This window comes from Acinetobacter sp. A3, from assembly GCF_012371415.1.
GTDB lineage: Bacteria > Pseudomonadota > Gammaproteobacteria > Pseudomonadales > Moraxellaceae > Acinetobacter.
Genome location: NZ_JAAZQW010000014.1, coordinates 17209 through 35507, shown reverse-complemented (window position 1 = coordinate 35507; position 18299 = coordinate 17209). Strand labels below are relative to the sequence as shown.

At 40.4% G+C, this 18299-nt stretch carries 20 protein-coding genes; 15 read left to right on the top strand and 5 right to left on the bottom strand.

Translation table 11 applies throughout. The features are described 5' to 3' along the window. Positions 1 to 7: 7 nt before the first annotated feature. The 7 genes from HHA42_RS06620 to HHA42_RS06590 all read left to right on the top strand — a co-directional run bounded on the left by HHA42_RS06620 (position 8) and on the right by HHA42_RS06590 (position 6118). Positions 8 to 943, top strand: a complete 936-nt coding sequence (locus HHA42_RS06620; RefSeq protein ID WP_168418075.1) for an ABC transporter ATP-binding protein — start codon at positions 8 to 10, stop codon at positions 941 to 943. After that, positions 940 to 1713 carry an ABC transporter permease gene (locus HHA42_RS06615; RefSeq protein WP_168525875.1) on the top strand — a complete coding sequence of 258 codons (774 nt, stop codon included), beginning with the start codon at positions 940 to 942 and terminating at the stop codon, positions 1711 to 1713. The genes HHA42_RS06620 and HHA42_RS06615 overlap by 4 nt, the downstream gene beginning before the upstream one ends. Beyond that, positions 1713 to 2528 (top strand): NADPH-dependent 7-cyano-7-deazaguanine reductase QueF, encoded by an 816-nt coding sequence (gene queF / locus HHA42_RS06610; RefSeq protein WP_168418073.1) that lies wholly within the window; start codon positions 1713 to 1715, stop codon positions 2526 to 2528. The genes HHA42_RS06615 and queF overlap by 1 nt, the downstream gene beginning before the upstream one ends. Positions 2529 to 2546: 18 nt before the next feature. Next, positions 2547 to 3197 carry a hypothetical protein gene (locus tag HHA42_RS06605; protein WP_168461179.1) on the top strand — a complete coding sequence of 217 codons (651 nt, stop codon included), beginning with the start codon at positions 2547 to 2549 and terminating at the stop codon, positions 3195 to 3197. Positions 3198 to 3551: 354 nt separating this feature from the next. Then, complete coding sequence (gene mltB / locus HHA42_RS06600; protein ID WP_168525873.1) at positions 3552 to 4553, top strand: lytic murein transglycosylase B; 1002 nt, start codon at positions 3552 to 3554, stop codon at positions 4551 to 4553. A gap of 294 nt (positions 4554 to 4847) precedes the next feature. After that, entirely contained in the window at positions 4848 to 5456 is a 609-nt protein-coding gene (locus tag HHA42_RS06595) for a septal ring lytic transglycosylase RlpA family protein (RefSeq protein WP_168418070.1), read from the top strand. Between the two features lie 206 nt (positions 5457 to 5662). Continuing rightward, positions 5663 to 6118: an Mpo1-like protein gene (locus tag HHA42_RS06590; protein ID WP_168461181.1), complete on the top strand. Its 456-nt coding sequence runs from the start codon at positions 5663 to 5665 to the stop codon at positions 6116 to 6118. Positions 6119 to 6152: 34 nt separating this feature from the next. On the opposite strand, the gene HHA42_RS06585 is transcribed toward HHA42_RS06590, so the two are convergent. From HHA42_RS06585 to rpsB, 3 genes are all read right to left on the bottom strand, one after another. Beyond that, positions 6153 to 6671, bottom strand: coding sequence for a DUF3465 domain-containing protein (locus HHA42_RS06585; protein WP_168525871.1), 519 nt, complete (start codon positions 6669 to 6671; stop codon positions 6153 to 6155). Between the two features lie 116 nt (positions 6672 to 6787). Further along, on the bottom strand, positions 6788 to 7663 hold the full coding sequence (gene tsf / locus HHA42_RS06580) for a translation elongation factor Ts (RefSeq protein WP_168461185.1): 876 nt from the start codon (positions 7661 to 7663) through the stop codon (positions 6788 to 6790). A gap of 143 nt (positions 7664 to 7806) precedes the next feature. Then, on the bottom strand, positions 7807 to 8553 hold the full coding sequence (rpsB, locus tag HHA42_RS06575; protein WP_168418066.1) for a 30S ribosomal protein S2: 747 nt from the start codon (positions 8551 to 8553) through the stop codon (positions 7807 to 7809). A gap of 208 nt (positions 8554 to 8761) precedes the next feature. Here rpsB and map point away from each other — a divergent pair, with 208 nt between their 5' ends. The 5 genes from map to HHA42_RS06555 all read left to right on the top strand — a co-directional run bounded on the left by map (position 8762) and on the right by HHA42_RS06555 (position 13719). Beyond that, positions 8762 to 9589 (top strand): type I methionyl aminopeptidase, encoded by an 828-nt coding sequence (gene map, locus HHA42_RS06570; RefSeq protein WP_154320514.1) that lies wholly within the window; start codon positions 8762 to 8764, stop codon positions 9587 to 9589. A 346-nt stretch (positions 9590 to 9935) separates the two neighbouring features. After that, on the top strand, positions 9936 to 10988 hold the full coding sequence (locus HHA42_RS06565) for an OmpW family protein (RefSeq protein WP_168525869.1): 1053 nt from the start codon (positions 9936 to 9938) through the stop codon (positions 10986 to 10988). A 195-nt stretch (positions 10989 to 11183) separates the two neighbouring features. Then, positions 11184 to 12395 (top strand): MFS transporter, encoded by a 1212-nt coding sequence (locus HHA42_RS06560; RefSeq protein WP_154320512.1) that lies wholly within the window; start codon positions 11184 to 11186, stop codon positions 12393 to 12395. Then, positions 12388 to 12522: a hypothetical protein gene (locus tag HHA42_RS13595; RefSeq protein ID WP_289846645.1), complete on the top strand. Its 135-nt coding sequence runs from the start codon at positions 12388 to 12390 to the stop codon at positions 12520 to 12522. The genes HHA42_RS06560 and HHA42_RS13595 overlap by 8 nt, the downstream gene beginning before the upstream one ends. Positions 12523 to 12762: 240 nt before the next feature. After that, positions 12763 to 13719, top strand: coding sequence for a TauD/TfdA family dioxygenase (locus tag HHA42_RS06555; RefSeq protein ID WP_168525867.1), 957 nt, complete (start codon positions 12763 to 12765; stop codon positions 13717 to 13719). 160 nt (positions 13720 to 13879) lie between these two features. Here HHA42_RS06555 and sthA read toward each other — a convergent pair whose 3' ends face one another. Further along, positions 13880 to 15295, bottom strand: coding sequence for a Si-specific NAD(P)(+) transhydrogenase (gene sthA, locus HHA42_RS06550; protein WP_168418062.1), 1416 nt, complete (start codon positions 15293 to 15295; stop codon positions 13880 to 13882). A 288-nt stretch (positions 15296 to 15583) separates the two neighbouring features. On the opposite strand from sthA, the gene lipA reads away from it, so the two are divergent. Both lipA and HHA42_RS06540 read left to right on the top strand, forming a co-directional pair. Further along, complete coding sequence (lipA, locus tag HHA42_RS06545) at positions 15584 to 16597, top strand: lipoyl synthase (protein ID WP_168525865.1); 1014 nt, start codon at positions 15584 to 15586, stop codon at positions 16595 to 16597. A 198-nt stretch (positions 16598 to 16795) separates the two neighbouring features. Continuing rightward, positions 16796 to 17182, top strand: coding sequence for a carboxymuconolactone decarboxylase family protein (locus tag HHA42_RS06540; protein WP_136144185.1), 387 nt, complete (start codon positions 16796 to 16798; stop codon positions 17180 to 17182). A 74-nt stretch (positions 17183 to 17256) separates the two neighbouring features. Here HHA42_RS06540 and HHA42_RS06535 read toward each other — a convergent pair whose 3' ends face one another. Further along, on the bottom strand, positions 17257 to 17517 hold the full coding sequence (locus HHA42_RS06535) for a hypothetical protein (RefSeq protein ID WP_136144186.1): 261 nt from the start codon (positions 17515 to 17517) through the stop codon (positions 17257 to 17259). Between the two features lie 219 nt (positions 17518 to 17736). Here HHA42_RS06535 and HHA42_RS06530 point away from each other — a divergent pair, with 219 nt between their 5' ends. After that, positions 17737 to 18249 (top strand): tetratricopeptide repeat protein, encoded by a 513-nt coding sequence (locus tag HHA42_RS06530; RefSeq protein ID WP_168525863.1) that lies wholly within the window; start codon positions 17737 to 17739, stop codon positions 18247 to 18249. The last annotated feature ends 50 nt before the right edge of the window (positions 18250 to 18299 follow it).

The following is an 18299-nucleotide window of genomic DNA, read 5'->3' as shown; positions in this document are numbered from 1 at the left end:
GAATTTCATGACTGATGCATTGACGTTAAGGGACGTATCGAAAACCTATCGAAATGGCTTCCAAGCACTTAAGGGCATTAATTTGAGCGTACCTGAGGGTGAGTTTTACGCCCTACTTGGGCCAAATGGTGCAGGTAAATCTACAACCATTAGCATCATCAGTTCTCTCACCAAAAAAACTTCAGGCACAGTAGAAATTTTTGGTCATGATCTAGATACACAGCCATCGCAAGCCAAGCAGTGTTTGGGTGTTGTTCCGCAGGAATTTAACTTTGGTCAGTTTGAAAAAACCTTTGATATTTTAGTTACTCAAGCAGGTTACTACGGTATTCCAAAAAAGATCGCAGAACAACGTGCAGAAGAATATTTAGAAAAACTTGGGCTTTGGGATAAACGCGCCACTCAAGCCCGCATGTTATCGGGTGGGATGAAACGCCGCTTGATGATTGCACGTGCCATGATGCATGAACCGAAATTACTGATTTTAGATGAACCAACTGCAGGTGTTGACATCGAATTACGTCGTTCTATGTGGGATTTTCTCACGGAGATGAATGATAAAGGCACTTCTATCATTCTGACCACACACTATTTAGAAGAAGCAGAAATGCTGTGTCGTCGCATTGCGATTATTGACCGTGGTGTGATTAAAGAAGACACCTCTATGAAAAACTTCCTCAATCAACTGAATGAAGAATCTTTTATTTTTGATTTGGCTGAACCCATTCAACCGATTGAACTGGACATCATTGGGGTTCGCTTTAATCTAATCGATGCTGTGACTTTAGAAGTCACGATGGATAAAGCCCATAGCCTGAACGATTTGTTCCAACTGTTAGAAGCACAAGGTATTCGGGTGCGCAGTATGCGAAACAAGTCGAACCGTCTAGAAGAGTTATTTGTCAAAATGGTCGAAAAGAATTTAGATGGAGCTGCGCAATGAATTTTACCCAACTGCGTATTGCACTCTACACCTTAGTTCATAAAGAAATTCGTCGTTTTATGCGGATTTGGCCGCAAACCTTATTACCACCTGCCATCACCATGAGTTTGTACTTCGTAATCTTTGGTAATTTGGTTGGCTCACGTATTGGTGAAATGGGCGGCTTTAGCTATATGCAATTTATTGTGCCTGGCTTAATTATGATGGCTGTCATCACCAACAGTTATGCCAACGTATCTTCTAGTTTTTTTAGTGCAAAATTTCAGAAAAGCATTGAAGAGCTGATTATGAGTCCTGTACCTTTACATGCCATTTTATGGGGCTATGTATTGGGTGGTGTTTGTCGTGGGGTATTGGTCGGCATTATTGTGACAGCAATGAGCTTTTTCTTTACAGACCTTTATATTACCAATTGGTTTGTAACTATTTATACTGTTTTAATCACCTCTTTTTTGTTTTCTTTAGGTGGCTTTATTAATGCAGTCTATGCCAAATCTTTTGATGATATTTCCATTATTCCAACGTTTGTTTTAACACCCCTGACGTATTTAGGCGGTGTGTTCTATGCAATTAGCGCTCTCAGTCCATTTTGGCAAAACTTATCTTTAATTAACCCAGTCGTGTATATGGTCAATGCGTTCCGTTACGGCATTCTAGGTCATAGCGATGTAAACGTGACGATTTCACTCACAGTGATTACACTATGCTGTGCCGCGCTGTATGGCATCGCCTATCATTTACTTTCTCGTGGCTCAGGAATGCGTGAATAATGAGTGTTGAACAATCTCTCCTTGGTAAAGACACCAACTACCCAACCGAATATCAACCCGATATTTTATTCCCTATTTCACGTGCGGCTGCACGTGAAAAATATGCTGACGTTGAAGGCATCCAACTCGGTCAGGACTGGTGGCACGTTTTTGAAATTTCTTGGCTAAATGCTGAAGGTGTCCCTCAGGTTGCGATTGGTCGTATTAGCTTACCTGCATCCTCGCCTAACCTGATTGAATCTAAATCGCTAAAGCTTTACTTCAACAGTATGAACTTTACCCGTTTTCAATCTCCTGCCAATTTTATTGAAACGGTAGAGCATGATTTAACTGCAGCAGCAGAAGCACCAGTTACGCTAACGCTATTTCAGGTTGATGATTTAGCCATCAGTCAGCCTGAGGGCATTTGCATAGATCAACTTAGTCCTGAACGCTTGGAGCAACATCCTGATCCAAGCTTATTACAGTTTGATTTAGAACAGGCAGAAGATGTAGAGGTACAACTTTACTCTCATTTATTGCGCAGTAATTGCCCAGTCACTGGACAACCTGACTGGGGTACAGTTTTTATCCGTTATCAAGGCAAAAAACCTTGTTATCGCAGTATTTTGGCTTATATTATTTCATATCGTCAGCATAATGGTTTTCACGAACAATGCGTGGAACAAATGTTTGCAGATATTTGGCAAAAATTTGCACCAGAAAAGTTGATGGTATATGCAACCTATACACGTCGTGGTGGTTTAGACATTAACCCATGTCGTGTATCGGACTTAACATGGATGCCTCGCCCTATTCGTTTAGCGCGACAATAAAAACATTGAGGTTTTACAATGCCATTTTTTGGATTTATTCCATCTGCAGAATTATTAAATACAATTGAAACTGCACAACAGAAAAAAAATTCAAGTGAACCGCTGTACCCGCTTCGTGACAAAACAGCACTCATGATTAATGATGAAATCATTGATGCAATTTTAACGGAGTTGGTACGCCGTTTTCCTGCCAGTGATAAGCGTGACACTGCCGAAAAACTTGCGGGTTATATCAAATCTACCGTTGCGGTATTGCTTAAACAACTATTAAGCAAAGCACCAAATGATGTCGTCAAACAATCGATTGAATTTTCTGAGCGTAGTAGCTTTAAAGATGCGGCAGGCAATGCACGTATCGGTGAAACATTAGATGCGAGTTTGGTGACCAGCCTTAAACACAACTATGCCGAAATTCAAGCGGGCAATGAAGTCAATAAAGCAGCTTTAACTGAATTGTATAAACAGTTCGCAGAAGCGACCGTACGTCACTTTATGAGCGACTTTAATAAAACCTTAGATTTAGGCATGATTAAGCGTAAAGCTGCAGATATCGGTGCTGCTGCGGTAATTAAAGCCGTTCATATTGCTGTTGATAAAATCATTCCAAATCTTAACAAGGAAGAGCTGATGGTTTTAGCGGAATATCACGACACCTTATTCCATCCTTAATATAGATACGTATATACATATTAATCATGTAATGAACTGACAAAATGCCTGATTTCGATCAGGCATTTTTATTCGGAGAATAAATACTGGCAAATCTGTCCGTTTTTAGACAATTGCAGCAAGTTTTTGTGATGCGTTTTAACTTTGTTACAAATCCTGCGCGCTTTTTACACATTCTTTGTCTATTTTTGTATAAGTTTTTACAAAGCAAGCGCGCTTGAATGCTATCTTAGCCGCTGACTTCGCTTTAGCGCTTTAAGGTCAATCTTAAGACCTCTTCTTCTATATAAGTACAAACTTATTTACTGCATATAAATAAGTTGTGCAAATCATGAATTTGGAATTTTGCCCAATATGTTCAAACTTGATTTTTATAACAAACTAAAACGTGTTTCTTTACTGATCGGTGCATTTTCTATCACCAGCTTCTGTCAGGCCAATGATTTTCAGCATCATCCGTCTTATGCCAGTTTTAAACAAAAAACTATGCAAACTTATGGCTTGAGCGAAGCGCAAGTTGACTGGGCAATGAATGGTTCTAAAAATTTACCCAATATCATCAATATTATGAACCGTCCAGGCGAAAGTAAGCCTTGGTATGCCTATAAAACGAATTTCCTTGCAGAAAGTACTATTCAGCGTGGTGTACGTTTTAAACAGCAGTATGCAGATACACTCAATCGTGCTGAGCAGCAGTTTGGTGTGCCGCAAGCCATCATTTTAGGTATTTTGGGCGTAGAAACAGGCTTTGGTAGCAATAAAGGCTCATTTATTACTCGTGACGCATTAGCAACTTTAGGTTTTGGCTATGAACGCCGTGCTGAATACTTTAAAGATGAACTTGCTGCACTCATTGCATGGTCATATAAAGATGGTATCCCAACCTCTTCTGTGGTCGGCTCTTATGCAGGTGCAGTCGGCTATCCTCAATTCATGCCAAGCAACATTCCAAAATTTGGGGTGGATTATGATGGCAACGGTCATATCGACCTACGCAATTCAGCAGTAGATGCGATTGGTTCAATTGCAAACTACTTGGCACAGCATGGCTGGCAGCGTAATCAACCCATTGCATTTGCAGCACGTTATACAGGTAACAATCCTGACAGTGTGATTGCCAAAGATTTAACCTTACCTACACCTTATGGTGTCTTAAAATCGCAAGGCATCGCACCGCTGAATCCTATTGTACAAATAGATGATCTGGATTTGGTGAATGTCATTCAATTGCAAGAGAATTATGGGCCAATTTACTATATTACTTACCCAAATTTTCAGGTGATTACGACCTATAACCGCAGCCGTATGTATGCAACTGCGTTATGGTTACTCGGTACTGAAATTGCCAGCCGATAAACCCCACACCCAAACCAAACAAGTAAAGTCAAGAAATATTTCTGACAATTTGATCACAAAATCATCTTTTTAAATACATTGTTACAATATTGATTATTTTTTAATCAAACAAAGTTGTTTTTTGGTACTTTTTGTCATTATTTTCGTATAAAGACTAGACACCTTTGGTAAGGGATGAATATTATCCATTTCGTCAAATGTAGTCAAAAAAGTGAAATTACAGACAGGATTACCACTATTTCAATCAGTTAAGAGCGAAATAAGTTAAAAATTCTGTCTTCAGGAGTTCAAACCATGCATAGTTCACTTAAATACTTACTTGCACTTTCTGCAGCTGTTGCCCTAAGTCAGTCGCAAGCTGAAATGGTGCAATCATCATTCAATAATGATAATGAGTCATCTAGCCTTGCTGCACGTGTACTCAATAAAGAAGCTCAAAGTTTTAATTCACATTTCTCAAATTTAAACAGCCTTTCAATCACCGAACGTTCAGGCGACCAAATTCGTCGTCAAACGATTGCAGCGAAAATTGAAATTCCTGCAGAAGAGCCTTCAGTGATTGAGAAGTTAAACACTGTGGCTTCAAATACTGTACGTAAATTTAGCCAAACAGGTATGGCGTCTTGGTATGGTCGTCAATTCCACGGTCGTAAAACTGCAAGCGGTGAAACATTCGATATGAATGCAATGACCGCAGCACACCGTAGCCTACCGCTCAACTGTTATATTCGCGTGACCAATAAAAACAACGGCAAAAGCGTTGTTGTAAAAGTAAATGACCGTGGTCCGTTCCATGGCAACCGTGTACTTGATCTTTCTTACGGCGCTGCGAAGCAATTGGGTATTACCAATGCAGGCGTAGGTAAAGTGAGTATTGAGCGTGTTGAAGGTCCTAACTCTTAAAACTTCGCTTTACTCCTGAACATTTGACAAAAAAAGCCACTTTATGTGGCTTTTTTAACATCTAAGCTTTTTGCCCTTAAATCTTAGAGCAAAATATAGATCTACCCCCTTATTCACCACGCTATACTTTTGACAGCTGCATCGTTCTACGCTATATTTTATTCAGTCTAAAAATAACAATGAATCGTTTTCTACAGGAGTAGAGCATGAAGACTGTAACAGAGTGGTTTGATGAGTATAGTGAAAGCCATCAAAATAAAACCAATAAACTTATTCATTGGGTATGCGTACCCACAATCTTTTTTTCAATTGTGGGTATTCTGGCGCATTTTAGTGCGCTACTCACCACGTTGCTGTTAGTCCTCAGTTTTATTTTTTATGCGCGACTCGATTTAGTTTTAGCTGTCGCCATGGCGGCACTCATGCTGGTGATGGCATGGTTAATTTATATTTTACCTGTAGGTTCTGGTTTCTATATTGCCTTGTTTGTTCTGGCTTGGATTGGCCAGTTTTATGGACATAAAGTAGAAGGTAAAAAGCCTTCATTCTTTAAAGACGTCCAATTCCTTCTCATTGGCCCAATTTGGTGCATGGATGCATATTTAGGTAAAATCCTACCTTCTTGGCAAACACGGCAAAAAACGAGCGATTTGCGCGTTTAAACGCTATATCCAATTAGAATAATCGGAAGAACCTTTATTGATAGGTTCTTCCTTGGTGTTTTAACCATCCACTCACATGCTTATCGGCTGGGTCATGATGCGTCCAATGAATTACCCCACCCTTGTCTGAATATTCATATTCACCAAAAAACTCAACCTTATCGTCTTTTTGCATATTGGCTATACGAGGCGCCAAATCAATATTGTGTGCCACTAAAAGTGTTTGTTCATTGCTAAGTTTCAAGATAAATTTTTGATGACGTGAACCCTCATTATCATCAGGTAAAATTGCAATTACCCGACCACTAGCACGAACTTGCACATCACGCTGTTTTAGCCGAAATGCTCGCTCAATCTTGGCAACATCATCTGACCCATTTTCATGCTTAAAAGGTGTTTGAGCATCCTTAGATGGAGTAGATTTTGTGCTTTCACTTGAAATGGATGCGTCATGGCGTGTTTCAGTTTGAAACTGCTGTAAATCTATGCCAAAAAATGCTGCAATTAAAATAACAATAATTGCACCAACACCTAAATTCTTTTTATTTGCCATATTGTCATCACACTTTTAGTCTAGTTTGCATTTCGATATTTATACCCGAACACCGCTCATAAAAAAGCCCCAAATAAACTTGGGGCTTTTTTACAAAATATTTTACGACAGTAAAATTATTTCGCAGCAGCTTGAGCAGCAGCAACTTCTTCAGCGAAGCTCATTTCTGCTTTCTTCTCAATACCTTCACCCACTTCAAAACGAACGAATTGAGCAACTGTAGTACCTGTTGCTTTTAATACTTCAGCAACTTTCTTCTCGTTGTCAATTACGTACATTTGACGATCAAGCGCAACTTCGTTCAAGTATTTTTCTACTGAACCAGTTACCATCTTCTCTACGATGTTTGCAGGCTTACCAGATTCGATTGCTTTCGCTTCTGCAATTTCTTTCTCTTTTGCGATAAGATCAGCAGGAACTTGCTCAGCAGTAACAGCAACTGGGTTGAATGCAGCAACGTGCATTGCAATGCCTTTACCAGTCGCAGCATCACCTGTATAAGAAACAACAACACCAATTTTTAGACCGTGCTTGTATACAGCAAGGTTTTCACCTTCAACGATTTGTGCACGACGTACTTGGATGTTTTCACCAATTTTTTGAACAAGGGCAATACGTGTTTCTTCAACAGTTGCGCCATCTTCAAGTTTAAGCTCAGCAATTTTAGCAGCATCAGTTTCGTTTGCAGCCAATGCAGCAGCAGCAACTTTTGCAGAGAAACCAGCAAAGTTTTCGTCTTTAGCAACGAAGTCAGTTTGGCAGTTTACTTCTAAAAGAATTGCTTTGTTGCCTTCTTGAACGATAGTGATTGCACCGTCAGCAGCAATGTTGCCTGCTTTTTTAGCAGCTTTTGCTTGACCAGATTTACGAAGGTTGTCAATCGCTAATTCGATGTCACCGCCTGCTTCTGTCAATGCTTTTTTACATTCCATCATTGCTAGACCAGTACGATCACGCAATTCTTTAACCATGCTTGCTGTAACTGCAGTCATGTTAATCTCCTAAAATCGGTAGAAAATGAATTCTTTTTTTAACAGAAACGGCCCAGAGGGTGTCTCTTGGGCCGTCTGCATACATGACGCTTACTTTGCCACCATCACATGTCGCAAAAATGACAAGCTTGCGTCAAAACGCATTAAGCCTCAGAAGCAGGAGCTTCTTCGCCTTTCGCTTGAGCGTTGGCTTGAGTTTGAGCGTATTCTTTACCAGCAATGATCGCATCAGCCATTGCAGAAGCATAAAGTGTTACTGCACGGATCGCATCGTCGTTACCCGGAATAACGTAGTCTACGTTGTCTGGGTTAGAGTTTGTATCAACGATACCGATTACAGGAATACCTAAGTTTTTCGCTTCTTTAATTGCAATTGCTTCGTGGTCAACGTCAATTACGAATAATGCGTCAGGTAAACCACCCATGTTTTTCACGCCGCCTAAAGCACGCTCAAGTTTTTCCATTTCACGGCTACGCTCTAAAGCTTCACGTTTAGTAAGCTTAGCGAAAGTACCGTCAGTAGATTGAACTTGAAGATCTTTTAAACGATTGATAGATTGGCGAAGTGTTTTCCAGTTCGTCAACATACCACCTAACCAACGGTGATCTACATACGGTTGACCAGCACGTTGAGCTTGTTCACGGATGATTGCAGAAGCAGCACGTTTAGTACCTACGAACAAAACTTTGTTCTTTTTGCTAGCCAAGTTGTTAGCAAAGTTCAAAGCATCATTTAACGCTGGAACAGTGTGTTCAAGGTTGATGATGTGAATTTTGTTACGCGCACCAAAGATGTATTGACGCATCTTTGGGTTCCAGAAACGTGTTTGGTGACCAAAGTGTGCGCCAGCTTGAAGAAGGTCGCGCATGCTTACGTTGTAATCTGCCATTTTCTTTACCTTAAAGTTTGGGTTAGGCCTCCATATATCCGCATTCTCCACCCCAAAGGGCACCCAGAGTAATGTGACGATATATGTGCGGATTTTTTAAATACCCTTTTACCATGCCGCATGAAACATATTCATAAAAAGCATTTGATAAAATGGGCGGCTATTTATACCATAGTCACACACAAATTTCCAAAAGTTTTTAAAGATCATGAACACTACTTATCAAGCACCACGTCGACTTATTAAAACCGCAGAAGATATTGAAAAGATGCGCGTGGCAGGACGACTGGCGGCAGAAGTTTTGGATATGATCAAACCACACGTCAAACCAGGTGTCAGCACGCTAGAACTAGACACTATTTGTCATGACTATATTGTCAATAAACAAGAGGCTATTCCTGCCTGCCTAGGTTACGGCGCAGCACCAGGTCGCCCTGCTTTTCAGCACACCATTTGTACTTCAGTTAACCATGTCGTGTGTCACGGCATTCCATCTGAAAGTAAAATTCTTAAAAAAGGCGATATTTTAAATATTGATGTTACCGTGATTAAAGATGGTTTTCATGGCGACACCAATATGATGTATGTCGTGGGCGGTGAAACCTCTATTTTAGCCAACCGTTTATGTAAAGTTGCTCAAGAAGCCATGTACCGTGGTATGGCGACTGTAAAGCCAGGTTCTACCATTGGTGATATTGGTCATGCCATTCAAAAGTATGTCGAATCAGAGCGCTTTAGCGTGGTACGTGAATATTGTGGTCATGGTATTGGCACTACCTTCCATGATGAACCGCAAGTATTGCACTATGGCCAAGCCAATACAGGCATGGTTTTAGAAGAAGGCATGACGTTTACCATTGAACCTATGGTTAACGCAGGCGTATGGCAAACGAAACTACTGGGTGATAAATGGACGGTCGTAACCAAAGACCATAAATTATCGGCACAGTTTGAACATACCATTTTAGTCACCAAAGATGGCTTAGAAGTGCTGACTGCACGCCCTGATGAAGATTTGTCTCGCTTTCAATCCTAAGCTTTAATGACAGTTAGCTAAAATCTGTCATTGGCTTGAAATTGAAACTGTTTGTCAAAAAGATCAGTTTTAAACTGGTCTTTTTTTAATTTAATTACTTTAAATCTTAAAGATAATTTTAAATTTCAAAGAATTATATAAAAACTTAACACTAAATAATTAATTTAATGAATTTCAACTACACGCTATATAGTTAACAAAAACTCAATACAACTTTCAGATCACAAACAAACAATTAAAAAAATATGCTGTAAAAACAACAGTTTTATTTTCCTACACCATTTCATAATGCCTCACATAACATAATCGCAAATAACAACAAGCACAATGGACATGGAGTTCCGTTATGAAAAAAACCTTATGCTGCCTTGCAATCAGCAGCTTACCAATTGTGAGTTATGCTAATTCACCCTACTTCAGCTTACAGGATGGCGATGGTTTTAAACGCTTTTCTGTTTCGGTTGGTGCACTGCATGTTATGCCGCAAGGCAAGGCACAACCTTTTCGAGTCAATACAGCTATTCAAAATGGCTACACAGCCGATGTCGGTGAGGTTCAATCCCAAACTGTAAAAGATAATTTACGTGACGGTTTTGAGCCACCCGTATTATTAAGTGGGGCATTAAATTTGCTGCCTACCGTTCCTGCCAACATGAGTGGACAAGCCACAATTTCAGGTTTGGAGCAATGGGATAATCATGGTACAGGTTTAGAAGCAGATGATGTCACCACGTTGGGTATCATCAGCAACTATTTCTTTACCGATAATATTTCCTTTGAAGTCAAAGGTGGTATTCCCCCTAAAGTTGATTTACAAGGTAAAGGTAAAATCTATGCACCCTTCTCAGCAATTGCACGTCCATTAGGCGGCGCATTGGGTGAGCTTGAATTACAAAATGATATTTTCATTACCGATTTAGAAGCACATGGCCCTGCTGCCTCTGCCCGTGCCTGGACACCTGCATTCGAGTTTCAATACCATTTTGGAAAAACAGGTGTAAATAAATTCCGTCCTTATGTCGGTGTCGGGTTAATGTATGCTTATTTTAATGAATTAGAAATTAACCCACGCACTGAACAACACCTGATCGCCGCAGGTCACATGATTGCCAGTATTAAAGAAGGAAAAGCGGGCGCATCTTTAGAAGGTACACCAAGTGCAGCCAATCCTAAAGTTGAATTAGACGCCACCGATGCCTTTGCGCCCGTTGCAACCGTAGGTTTTACCTATGACTTTAATGAAAAATGGTTTGCTGTCGGTTCTGTATCTTATGCACATCTTAAAAACGAAACCACCATTACTGTGACCGATGCTAAACACGGCGAACTCATTCACTCCAAAGCCGATATTGAAGTGAATCCGATCATTGCATACGCAGGTTTTGGGATGCGCTTTTAAGCTCTAATTTTTCTCTTCCCTCTTTCAACTAAATTTAAGACGGCTACGGTCGTCTTATTTTTTCCTGTACTTTTTAATTAAAGCAATCGCTTCAATCTTAATAACTCAATTTTATCATTTGATGAATTTTATTTTATCGCGATCTTGAGCTGAATCGACTACCATAGCAGTCTGTTTGCTGTTGTTGGATGCCTTATGTCGAATGCTCAATTTTCCAAACCTCTGATTTACATGTTAATTGGAAGTGCCATTATTTTGGCATTGTCACTTGGTGTTCGACATGCCTTTGGCTTATACCTTGTGCCAATGAGCCATGAATTTGGCTGGGGACATAATGTTTTCAGTTTAGCCATTGCCATGCAAAACCTCATTTGGGGTGCAGTCCAACCCATTACAGGCGCTTTTGCAGACAAATACGGCAGTAAAATTGTAGTGGCCGTAGGCGGTGCACTGTATGCCATTGGCTTATTACTCATGGCCGTCAGCTCGACAGGCTTGTTGCTAAATTTAAGCGTCGGTTTAATTTTGGGTCTCGCTTTATCTGCCACTTCATTTCCTGTACTACTTTCAGCAGTTGGTCGTGCAGCACCGCCTGAAAAGCGAAGCCTTGCGATGGGTATTGCCAGTGCAGCAGGCTCTTTTGGGCAATTCATTATGCTGCCATCGACCTTATTGTTATTACAAAATGTTGGTTGGTCTGGTGCTTTAATTGTCAGTGCTATTTTAATTGCATTGATTGTTCCTTTGGCATGGATGCTCAAAGCTCCCATGTATCAAAACCCAAGCTCTACAGCGTCCACACAACCAGCTTTGGGGTTTAAGCAAATTCTGATCATCGCTAAAAATCACAAACCATTTTGGTTTTTGGCGCTAGGCTTTTTTGTCTGTGGTTTTCAAGTAGTGTTTATTGGCATTCACTTACCAGGTTATTTAATTGACCATGGTTTTGATGCCACCACAGGAACCATTTTTCTCGCCTTGGTGGGTTTATTTAACATTGTTGGGACATACACAGCAGGTTGGTTAGGCGGTCGCTATTCCAAAGCACATTTGTTGATGTGGCTGTACGGGCTACGTGGCATTGCGATTATCGCATTTTTAGCCCTGCCATTGAGCATCTGGACAATTTATGCATTTGGCATCATCATGGGCTTATTGTGGCTATCTACTGTTCCGCTAACCAATGGTATTGTGGCCAATATGTTTGGTATCAAATATCTGACTATGCTTAGCGGCATTGTGTTTTTTACCCACCAAGTCGGTTCTTTTTTTGGGGGATGGCTCGGTGGCTTAAACCACGACCTAACAGGCAACTATAATGCAATTTGGATCGTTTCAATTGCCTTAAGCGCATTTGCGGTCTTGGTGCATTTCTGGGTCAATGAGGAGCACGTCATCCATGACTAATTCTTTATTTAATTTTAAAGTGCTGCTCGCACTGGTGGTTATTGCCCTGCTCGTCTTTTCAATTTTTTTATGGATGCAAACGCCTCAGCTGTTTGAGTATTTTAATCAAGCATTCTGTGCACATTAATTTCCTGTGTCACTCGATCTATTTATCATCAATACTGAAGGAGCAACTTATATAACTTGCTCCATTGACTAAATTGCATTTAAACAGCAAATCTATGCAAAATAAGTTAAATGGTTAAAGATCAAACATTTATTTAAAAAATAATATTTTTCATAAGTTTAGCATTTCTTTTAATTTTATTTGATGGCTGTTTTTACTTAAATTTTCTTGACCATATACCAAGAAAGAGTAAAAAAACCAATGAGCAGTCTAAGCCCGCTTTCTCAAGCGATTCATGATGCACCACGTTGGCATCAAGCCGATTCATTACAAAATCCTAATGATATTCAAATACAACCTTTAGCAGGTGCTGCCTTAGGTGCTGTCGTGACAGGGCTAGATGCGAAAAAAGCCCAAACAGGTGCAACAATTTATCGTCTAAAACAAGCTTTGGCACAACATCTAGTTTTGATTTTTAAACAACAACAGCTAGATGATTTACAGTATTTAGCATTTGCCAGTTACTTTGGTTCTATTTTCCGCCCAAGTTCAGACAATCCTGTTTTGGGCAGTCAAGCCGACACAGGTACACCTCCCGATGTTGTACCGGTATCTAATGCTGTTGGACAAGGTGATTATACGGGACATGCAGAACTTAAACCGCATGCAGACCATCAATGGACACCTTTACCCTCTTTTGCCTCGCTGCTCTACGCTATAGAAATCCCAGAACAAGGCGGACAAACCACATGGTACAACACCATTAAAGCCTACGATGCCTTAGATGAAACCACCAAAGCGGAAATTGATCACCTTCAACTCATTACATACAACCCTTTTGTTCGTGCGCAAAATACGACTGCAACGGGTAGCTATGGTAATTCGCCCCTATATCGTTTTCATGATCAACCTATTGTTGGTCATGGCTATCCACATCCTTTGGTGAGAGTCCATCCTGAAACTGGACGTAAAGCCCTTTGGCTGAACACCCATTCTGAAGTGGAGTTGCTCAATTATGATGATCAGGCAGGCAGTGAATTAATTGCTCGGCTACGTGCACATATTTTAAAGCCAGCCTTCCGCTACACCCATCATTGGGAACAAGGGGATTTGGTATTTTGGGACAATCAAGTGACCTTACACTCTAGGGAGCCATTCCCTGCCGAGCAACGGCGCTTACTTAAAAGAATTAGTTTGGCGGATAGTCGACCATTTTAACTTACTCATCATGCAGACATTGTACCGAGCCATTATTGGACTCAAATAAAATGACGTACCAAAACTAAAACACCAAACGAATAACTTAGAATAAGAAAACCCGTAAAGCCTAAACTTTACGGGTTCTTTTTTAATGAACTTTAAACGATGTTGCAGCAATTTAGAATAAGCGGTTCATACCATTTAAAGTTGCTACACGGTAGGCTTCAGCCATAGTCGGATAGTTAAATGTTGTTTCAACAAAATACTTAATTGTATTGTTCGGGCTATTCATCACGGCCTGACCAATGTGAATAATCTCTGCGGCATTATTACCAAAACAATGCACACCTAACACTTCCAATGTATCACGGTGGAACAGAATTTTTAATTCACCTACAGTATCACCGGTAATTTGCGCACGTGCTAAATGGCGGAACGACGCCTGACCGACTTCATACGGAATTTTCTCTTCAGTTAACTCCTGTTCGGTCTTACCAATCGAAGAAATTTCTGGAATGGTATAGATACCCGTTGGAATATCAGTCACAGGTACCACATTTTCTTCGCCACTCATATTTGCACCTGCACAACGACCTTGGTCATACGCAGCAGATGCCAATGATGGCCAACCAATCACATCACCCGCAGCATAAATATTATCTACTTCGGTTTGATATTGATCATTGACTGTTAACTGACCACGGCTGTTTGGCTTGAGTTCAACATTTTCAAGACCTAAACCATCGGTATTACCTGAACGACCGTTACACCACAGAATTGCATCGGCTTTGATTTTTTTACCGCTTTGCAAGTATAAAACCACGTGATCATCAAAAGTTTCTAAATGATCAATTTGCTCATTATGGCGAATCAACACACCCTGCGCACGTAAGTGATAAGACAGCGCATCGGAAATTTCATCATCCAAATAGCTGAGTAATTTATGCTGTGTATTGATCAAATCGACTTTGTGATCTAAACCAATAAAAATAGATGCATATTCACAGCCAATTACCCCTGCACCATAAATAATAATTTTTTGGATAGAAAAGTCCAAATCCAAAATTTTGTCTGAATCAAATACACGTGGATGGTTGAAATCTAAAATTTCAGGACGATATGGGCGACTACCCGTTGCAATCACAATTTGCTGACAAATAATGGTTTCTTTAATGCCATCTGCACTAAAAACCAAAACTGTATTTTTATCTTGAATATAAGCGCGGCCATGATAAATCGCAATTTCGTTGCGATCATAAAAGCGTGAGTGCGTTTCAACCTGCTGTTGAATTACTTTATGTGCACTTTGAAGCACTTGCTTCATGGTAAACTGACGCCAGTCACCCATTTTTTTAAACATTGGGTCACGACGGTAACGAATAATATTAGACACCGTCTGACGCAGTGCTTTACTCGGGATTGTACCCACATGCGTACAGTTACCACCGAGTTGTTCACGAATATCTACAATCGCAACACGCTTACCTGATTTGGCAAGTTTCATTGCCGCGCCTTCACCCGCAGGGCCTGAACCGAGAACGACCGCATCATACTTCACGAAAGTTCCACTAACGACCTCTTTTTTACGTGGCATTCAACGCTCCTTTTCTTTAAATCTATCTTTTCAATGGGCCATATTATGACGTAAATCGTTTGAATTTTCTGTATTTAGTGTGCATATATTACGTGATAACCACATTTTTTATATGAATATCGTTTTTACCCAATTTAAGCACAATTTCGTTATAATAATATGCTCTTATGATGAATGTTCGTTGACATTTTACCGTGCATGTTGGAATTGGCATATTTTGCTTCAACATTCTGTAAAATGTAAGCCATACTAAATCTCTCCCCTTCAAAAACAGTGGAAAAGTTGAATATGTCTGCAAACCGTAAACCTGAACAGGGTGTCAAACTCCGTGGTGCTGAAAAAGTCGCACGTATTCCTGTAAAAGTTGTTCCTACGGTTGAAACGCCTCGCAAGCCTGACTGGATTCGGGTCAAAATGACGGCACCTGAAGAAGTTCAACGCATTAAAACCACTTTGCGTCAGCAAAAATTACATACCGTTTGTGAAGAAGCCGCTTGCCCAAACTTACCTGAATGCTTTGGTGGTGGTACTGCAACCTTTATGATTATGGGTGATATTTGTACCCGTCGCTGCCCATTCTGTGATGTTGCCCATGGTCGACCAAATGCGCTTGACCCTGAAGAGCCACGTCACATGGCAGAAACCATTGCCAATTTAGGCTTAAAATATGCCGTGATCACCTCTGTAGACCGTGATGACCTATTAGATGGCGGTGCGCAGCATTTTGTAGATTGTATTAAAGAAACCCGAGCGCTCAGTCCAAACACCTTATTGGAAATTTTGGTGCCAGACTTCCGTGGTCGTATGGATATTGCACTACGCATTATGACTGAATGTCCGCCAGATGTTTTCAACCACAATATTGAAACTGTGCCACGTTTATATAAAGCCATGCGTCCAGGTTCAGACTATCAACACTCTTTAAACTTACTCAAAATGTTTAAAGAATACTGTCCTGATATTCCAACCAAATGTGGTTTGATGGTGGGCATTGGTGAAACTGAAGAAGAAGTGATTGCGTTATTGGATGATCTTAAGGTGCACGACGTAGATTACGTGACCATTGGCCAATATTTGCAACCGTCTAAAGAACATGCGCCAATTGACCGTTTTGTAACACCAGAAGAATTTGAACGCTACACCGCACATGGTCAAAAGCTTGGCTTTAAAAATATTTGGGCAGCACCAATGGTGCGTTCAAGTTATTTTGCAGACCGTCAATACTATGGCGAACCTGTTCCAACTGTACGCCGAAAAGCAGACCCTGCTAAAAAAATTAGCGTGCAAACCATTGAGGCTTAACACTCGCTTATTTCCAAATTTGCGATAAAGCCAAAACAGCCCCAACTCGATGTCTGGGGCTTTTTTATGCCTTGTGAATAGATTTCAATAAGTCGATCTGAACATGTTTTGAATGTCTACGACCAAGTGTGAATGGTGTTGTGCCCATAAATTGTTAATCTATCTACTAAGTTCAAACAATAAAATAAGGCTAGCAAAATGTCACAACAAGATTATGAAAATGGCTTAAAAGTCCGCACAGAAGTTATGGGCGAAAGCTTTGTAAAACGTGCACAAGACAATACTGTGCCGTTTACCCAACCTTTACAGGACTGGATTAACGAACATGCTTGGGGCTCAACTTGGCAACGTGAAGGTGTATTACCTCGTAAATATCGTTCATTAATTACCATTGCATTTTTAACAGCGCTAAAAAGCCCAACCGAATTAAAAGGACATATTCGTGGTGCGCTGAATAATGGCGCAAGTGTAGAAGAAATTCAGGAAGTTTTGCTACACAGCCTACCTTATTGCGGTGCACCTGCAACACAGGAAGCCTTTCGTGCAGCTTTAGAAGTGTTGGCTGAACATACCACCAACACTTAAGTGCAAGCTAAGAAGTTATAAAAACTGTCGACATTTCACTGAACGCATACAGTGAAATATCGACAGTTTTGATCTTAAATCCAATACACATTAAAACTATAGAAAAACTCATTCAGCTCAAAACGTACCTGATAACCTAAGTCAGTCAGTTCAGCCGATAAATTGCGAATATCTTCCAAAGGTAAATGTTTAGGTAACACAGCCAAAACTGCCGTATTACCCTGTTTGGCATTTTCCTCAATCAACATAGCCAAACGCTGTTTATACAATTCAATATCAAGGTGGGCGTGATCTGAATAGACTTTCGCTTCCTCAGCAGTCAAAAATTTTACCATCTTATTGTTCTCATCATGTCTTATTCAAATTAAGCATATTGAAGCAAGCCATTCTGACTCAAGTGATTTTTTGTTATTCACTTAATTTTAACCAATCAAATACAACACTCTTCCCTTGCAGATCAACCCACCAAACCTCTGCAATAAAGATAGCTTTTTCATGCAAGACCTTTTAGGCTATCGCTCATTCAAAAGTTCAAAATTGTGTTGGATGGCGTTATGTCAGAATCTGTTTCTATTCCTACTGCACTAATTAACCGCGCGATTGCTGGGCAAGCTGAAGCTCAGTTTGAAGTTGCCGTGCTGTATATGCAAAGCGATTTTGATGAAGATATTGAACTGGCCGAAGAATGGGCACTCAAAGCGGCAAGTAATGGACATATTGAAGCCATGTATTGGCTTGGTGAAGGCTATACTGTATATGCAAAAGATGTGCAGGAAGATGACCCTGAAGATGCCAAATATCACTTTGACCAGGCCTTTTTTTGGCTTAAACAAGCCAGTGATGCGCAACACCCTGCTGCAATTTTAGAACTGTCGGGCTTTTACCGTCGTGGCGATGTCGTTGATAAAGATGTCGCACGTTCAGTCGCACTGGTTCAGCAAGCTGCGGAACTAGGCGAAGTACAAGCCATGCGTGACCTTGCTTTTATTTATGAAAATGCTTTGGGTGTAGATGCAGATGAAACCAAAGCAGATTATTGGACACAAAAAGCCGATGCTGCCCAATAGCTGCAATAATTTTTCTTTCAAGCCGATCAAATGATCGGCTTTGATAGATT

Bases quoted from the DNA above. Each gene is read 5' to 3' on its own strand.
- HHA42_RS06585 (WP_168525871.1), bottom strand. From the start codon at position 6,671: ATGGCAAATAAAAAGAATTTAGGTGTTGGTGCAATTATTGTTATTTTA.
- rpsB (WP_168418066.1), bottom strand. From the start codon at position 8,553: ATGGCAGATTACAACGTAAGCATGCGCGACCTTCTTCAAGCTGGCGCA.
- map (WP_154320514.1), top strand. From the start codon at position 8,762: ATGAACACTACTTATCAAGCACCACGTCGACTTATTAAAACCGCAGAA.
- lipA (WP_168525865.1), top strand. From the start codon at position 15,584: ATGTCTGCAAACCGTAAACCTGAACAGGGTGTCAAACTCCGTGGTGCT.
- HHA42_RS06560 (WP_154320512.1), top strand. From the start codon at position 11,184: ATGTCGAATGCTCAATTTTCCAAACCTCTGATTTACATGTTAATTGGA.
- sthA (WP_168418062.1), bottom strand. From the start codon at position 15,295: ATGCCACGTAAAAAAGAGGTCGTTAGTGGAACTTTCGTGAAGTATGAT.
- HHA42_RS06620 (WP_168418075.1), top strand. From the start codon at position 8: ATGACTGATGCATTGACGTTAAGGGACGTATCGAAAACCTATCGAAAT.
- HHA42_RS06530 (WP_168525863.1), top strand. From the start codon at position 17,737: ATGTCAGAATCTGTTTCTATTCCTACTGCACTAATTAACCGCGCGATT.
- HHA42_RS06555 (WP_168525867.1), top strand. From the start codon at position 12,763: ATGAGCAGTCTAAGCCCGCTTTCTCAAGCGATTCATGATGCACCACGT.
- mltB (WP_168525873.1), top strand. From the start codon at position 3,552: ATGTTCAAACTTGATTTTTATAACAAACTAAAACGTGTTTCTTTACTG.
- HHA42_RS13595 (WP_289846645.1), top strand. From the start codon at position 12,388: ATGACTAATTCTTTATTTAATTTTAAAGTGCTGCTCGCACTGGTGGTT.
- HHA42_RS06590 (WP_168461181.1), top strand. From the start codon at position 5,663: ATGAAGACTGTAACAGAGTGGTTTGATGAGTATAGTGAAAGCCATCAA.
- HHA42_RS06595 (WP_168418070.1), top strand. From the start codon at position 4,848: ATGCATAGTTCACTTAAATACTTACTTGCACTTTCTGCAGCTGTTGCC.
- HHA42_RS06535 (WP_136144186.1), bottom strand. From the start codon at position 17,517: ATGGTAAAATTTTTGACTGCTGAGGAAGCGAAAGTCTATTCAGATCAC.
- HHA42_RS06615 (WP_168525875.1), top strand. From the start codon at position 940: ATGAATTTTACCCAACTGCGTATTGCACTCTACACCTTAGTTCATAAA.
- HHA42_RS06605 (WP_168461179.1), top strand. From the start codon at position 2,547: ATGCCATTTTTTGGATTTATTCCATCTGCAGAATTATTAAATACAATT.
- HHA42_RS06565 (WP_168525869.1), top strand. From the start codon at position 9,936: ATGAAAAAAACCTTATGCTGCCTTGCAATCAGCAGCTTACCAATTGTG.
- queF (WP_168418073.1), top strand. From the start codon at position 1,713: ATGAGTGTTGAACAATCTCTCCTTGGTAAAGACACCAACTACCCAACC.
- HHA42_RS06540 (WP_136144185.1), top strand. From the start codon at position 16,796: ATGTCACAACAAGATTATGAAAATGGCTTAAAAGTCCGCACAGAAGTT.
- tsf (WP_168461185.1), bottom strand. From the start codon at position 7,663: ATGACTGCAGTTACAGCAAGCATGGTTAAAGAATTGCGTGATCGTACT.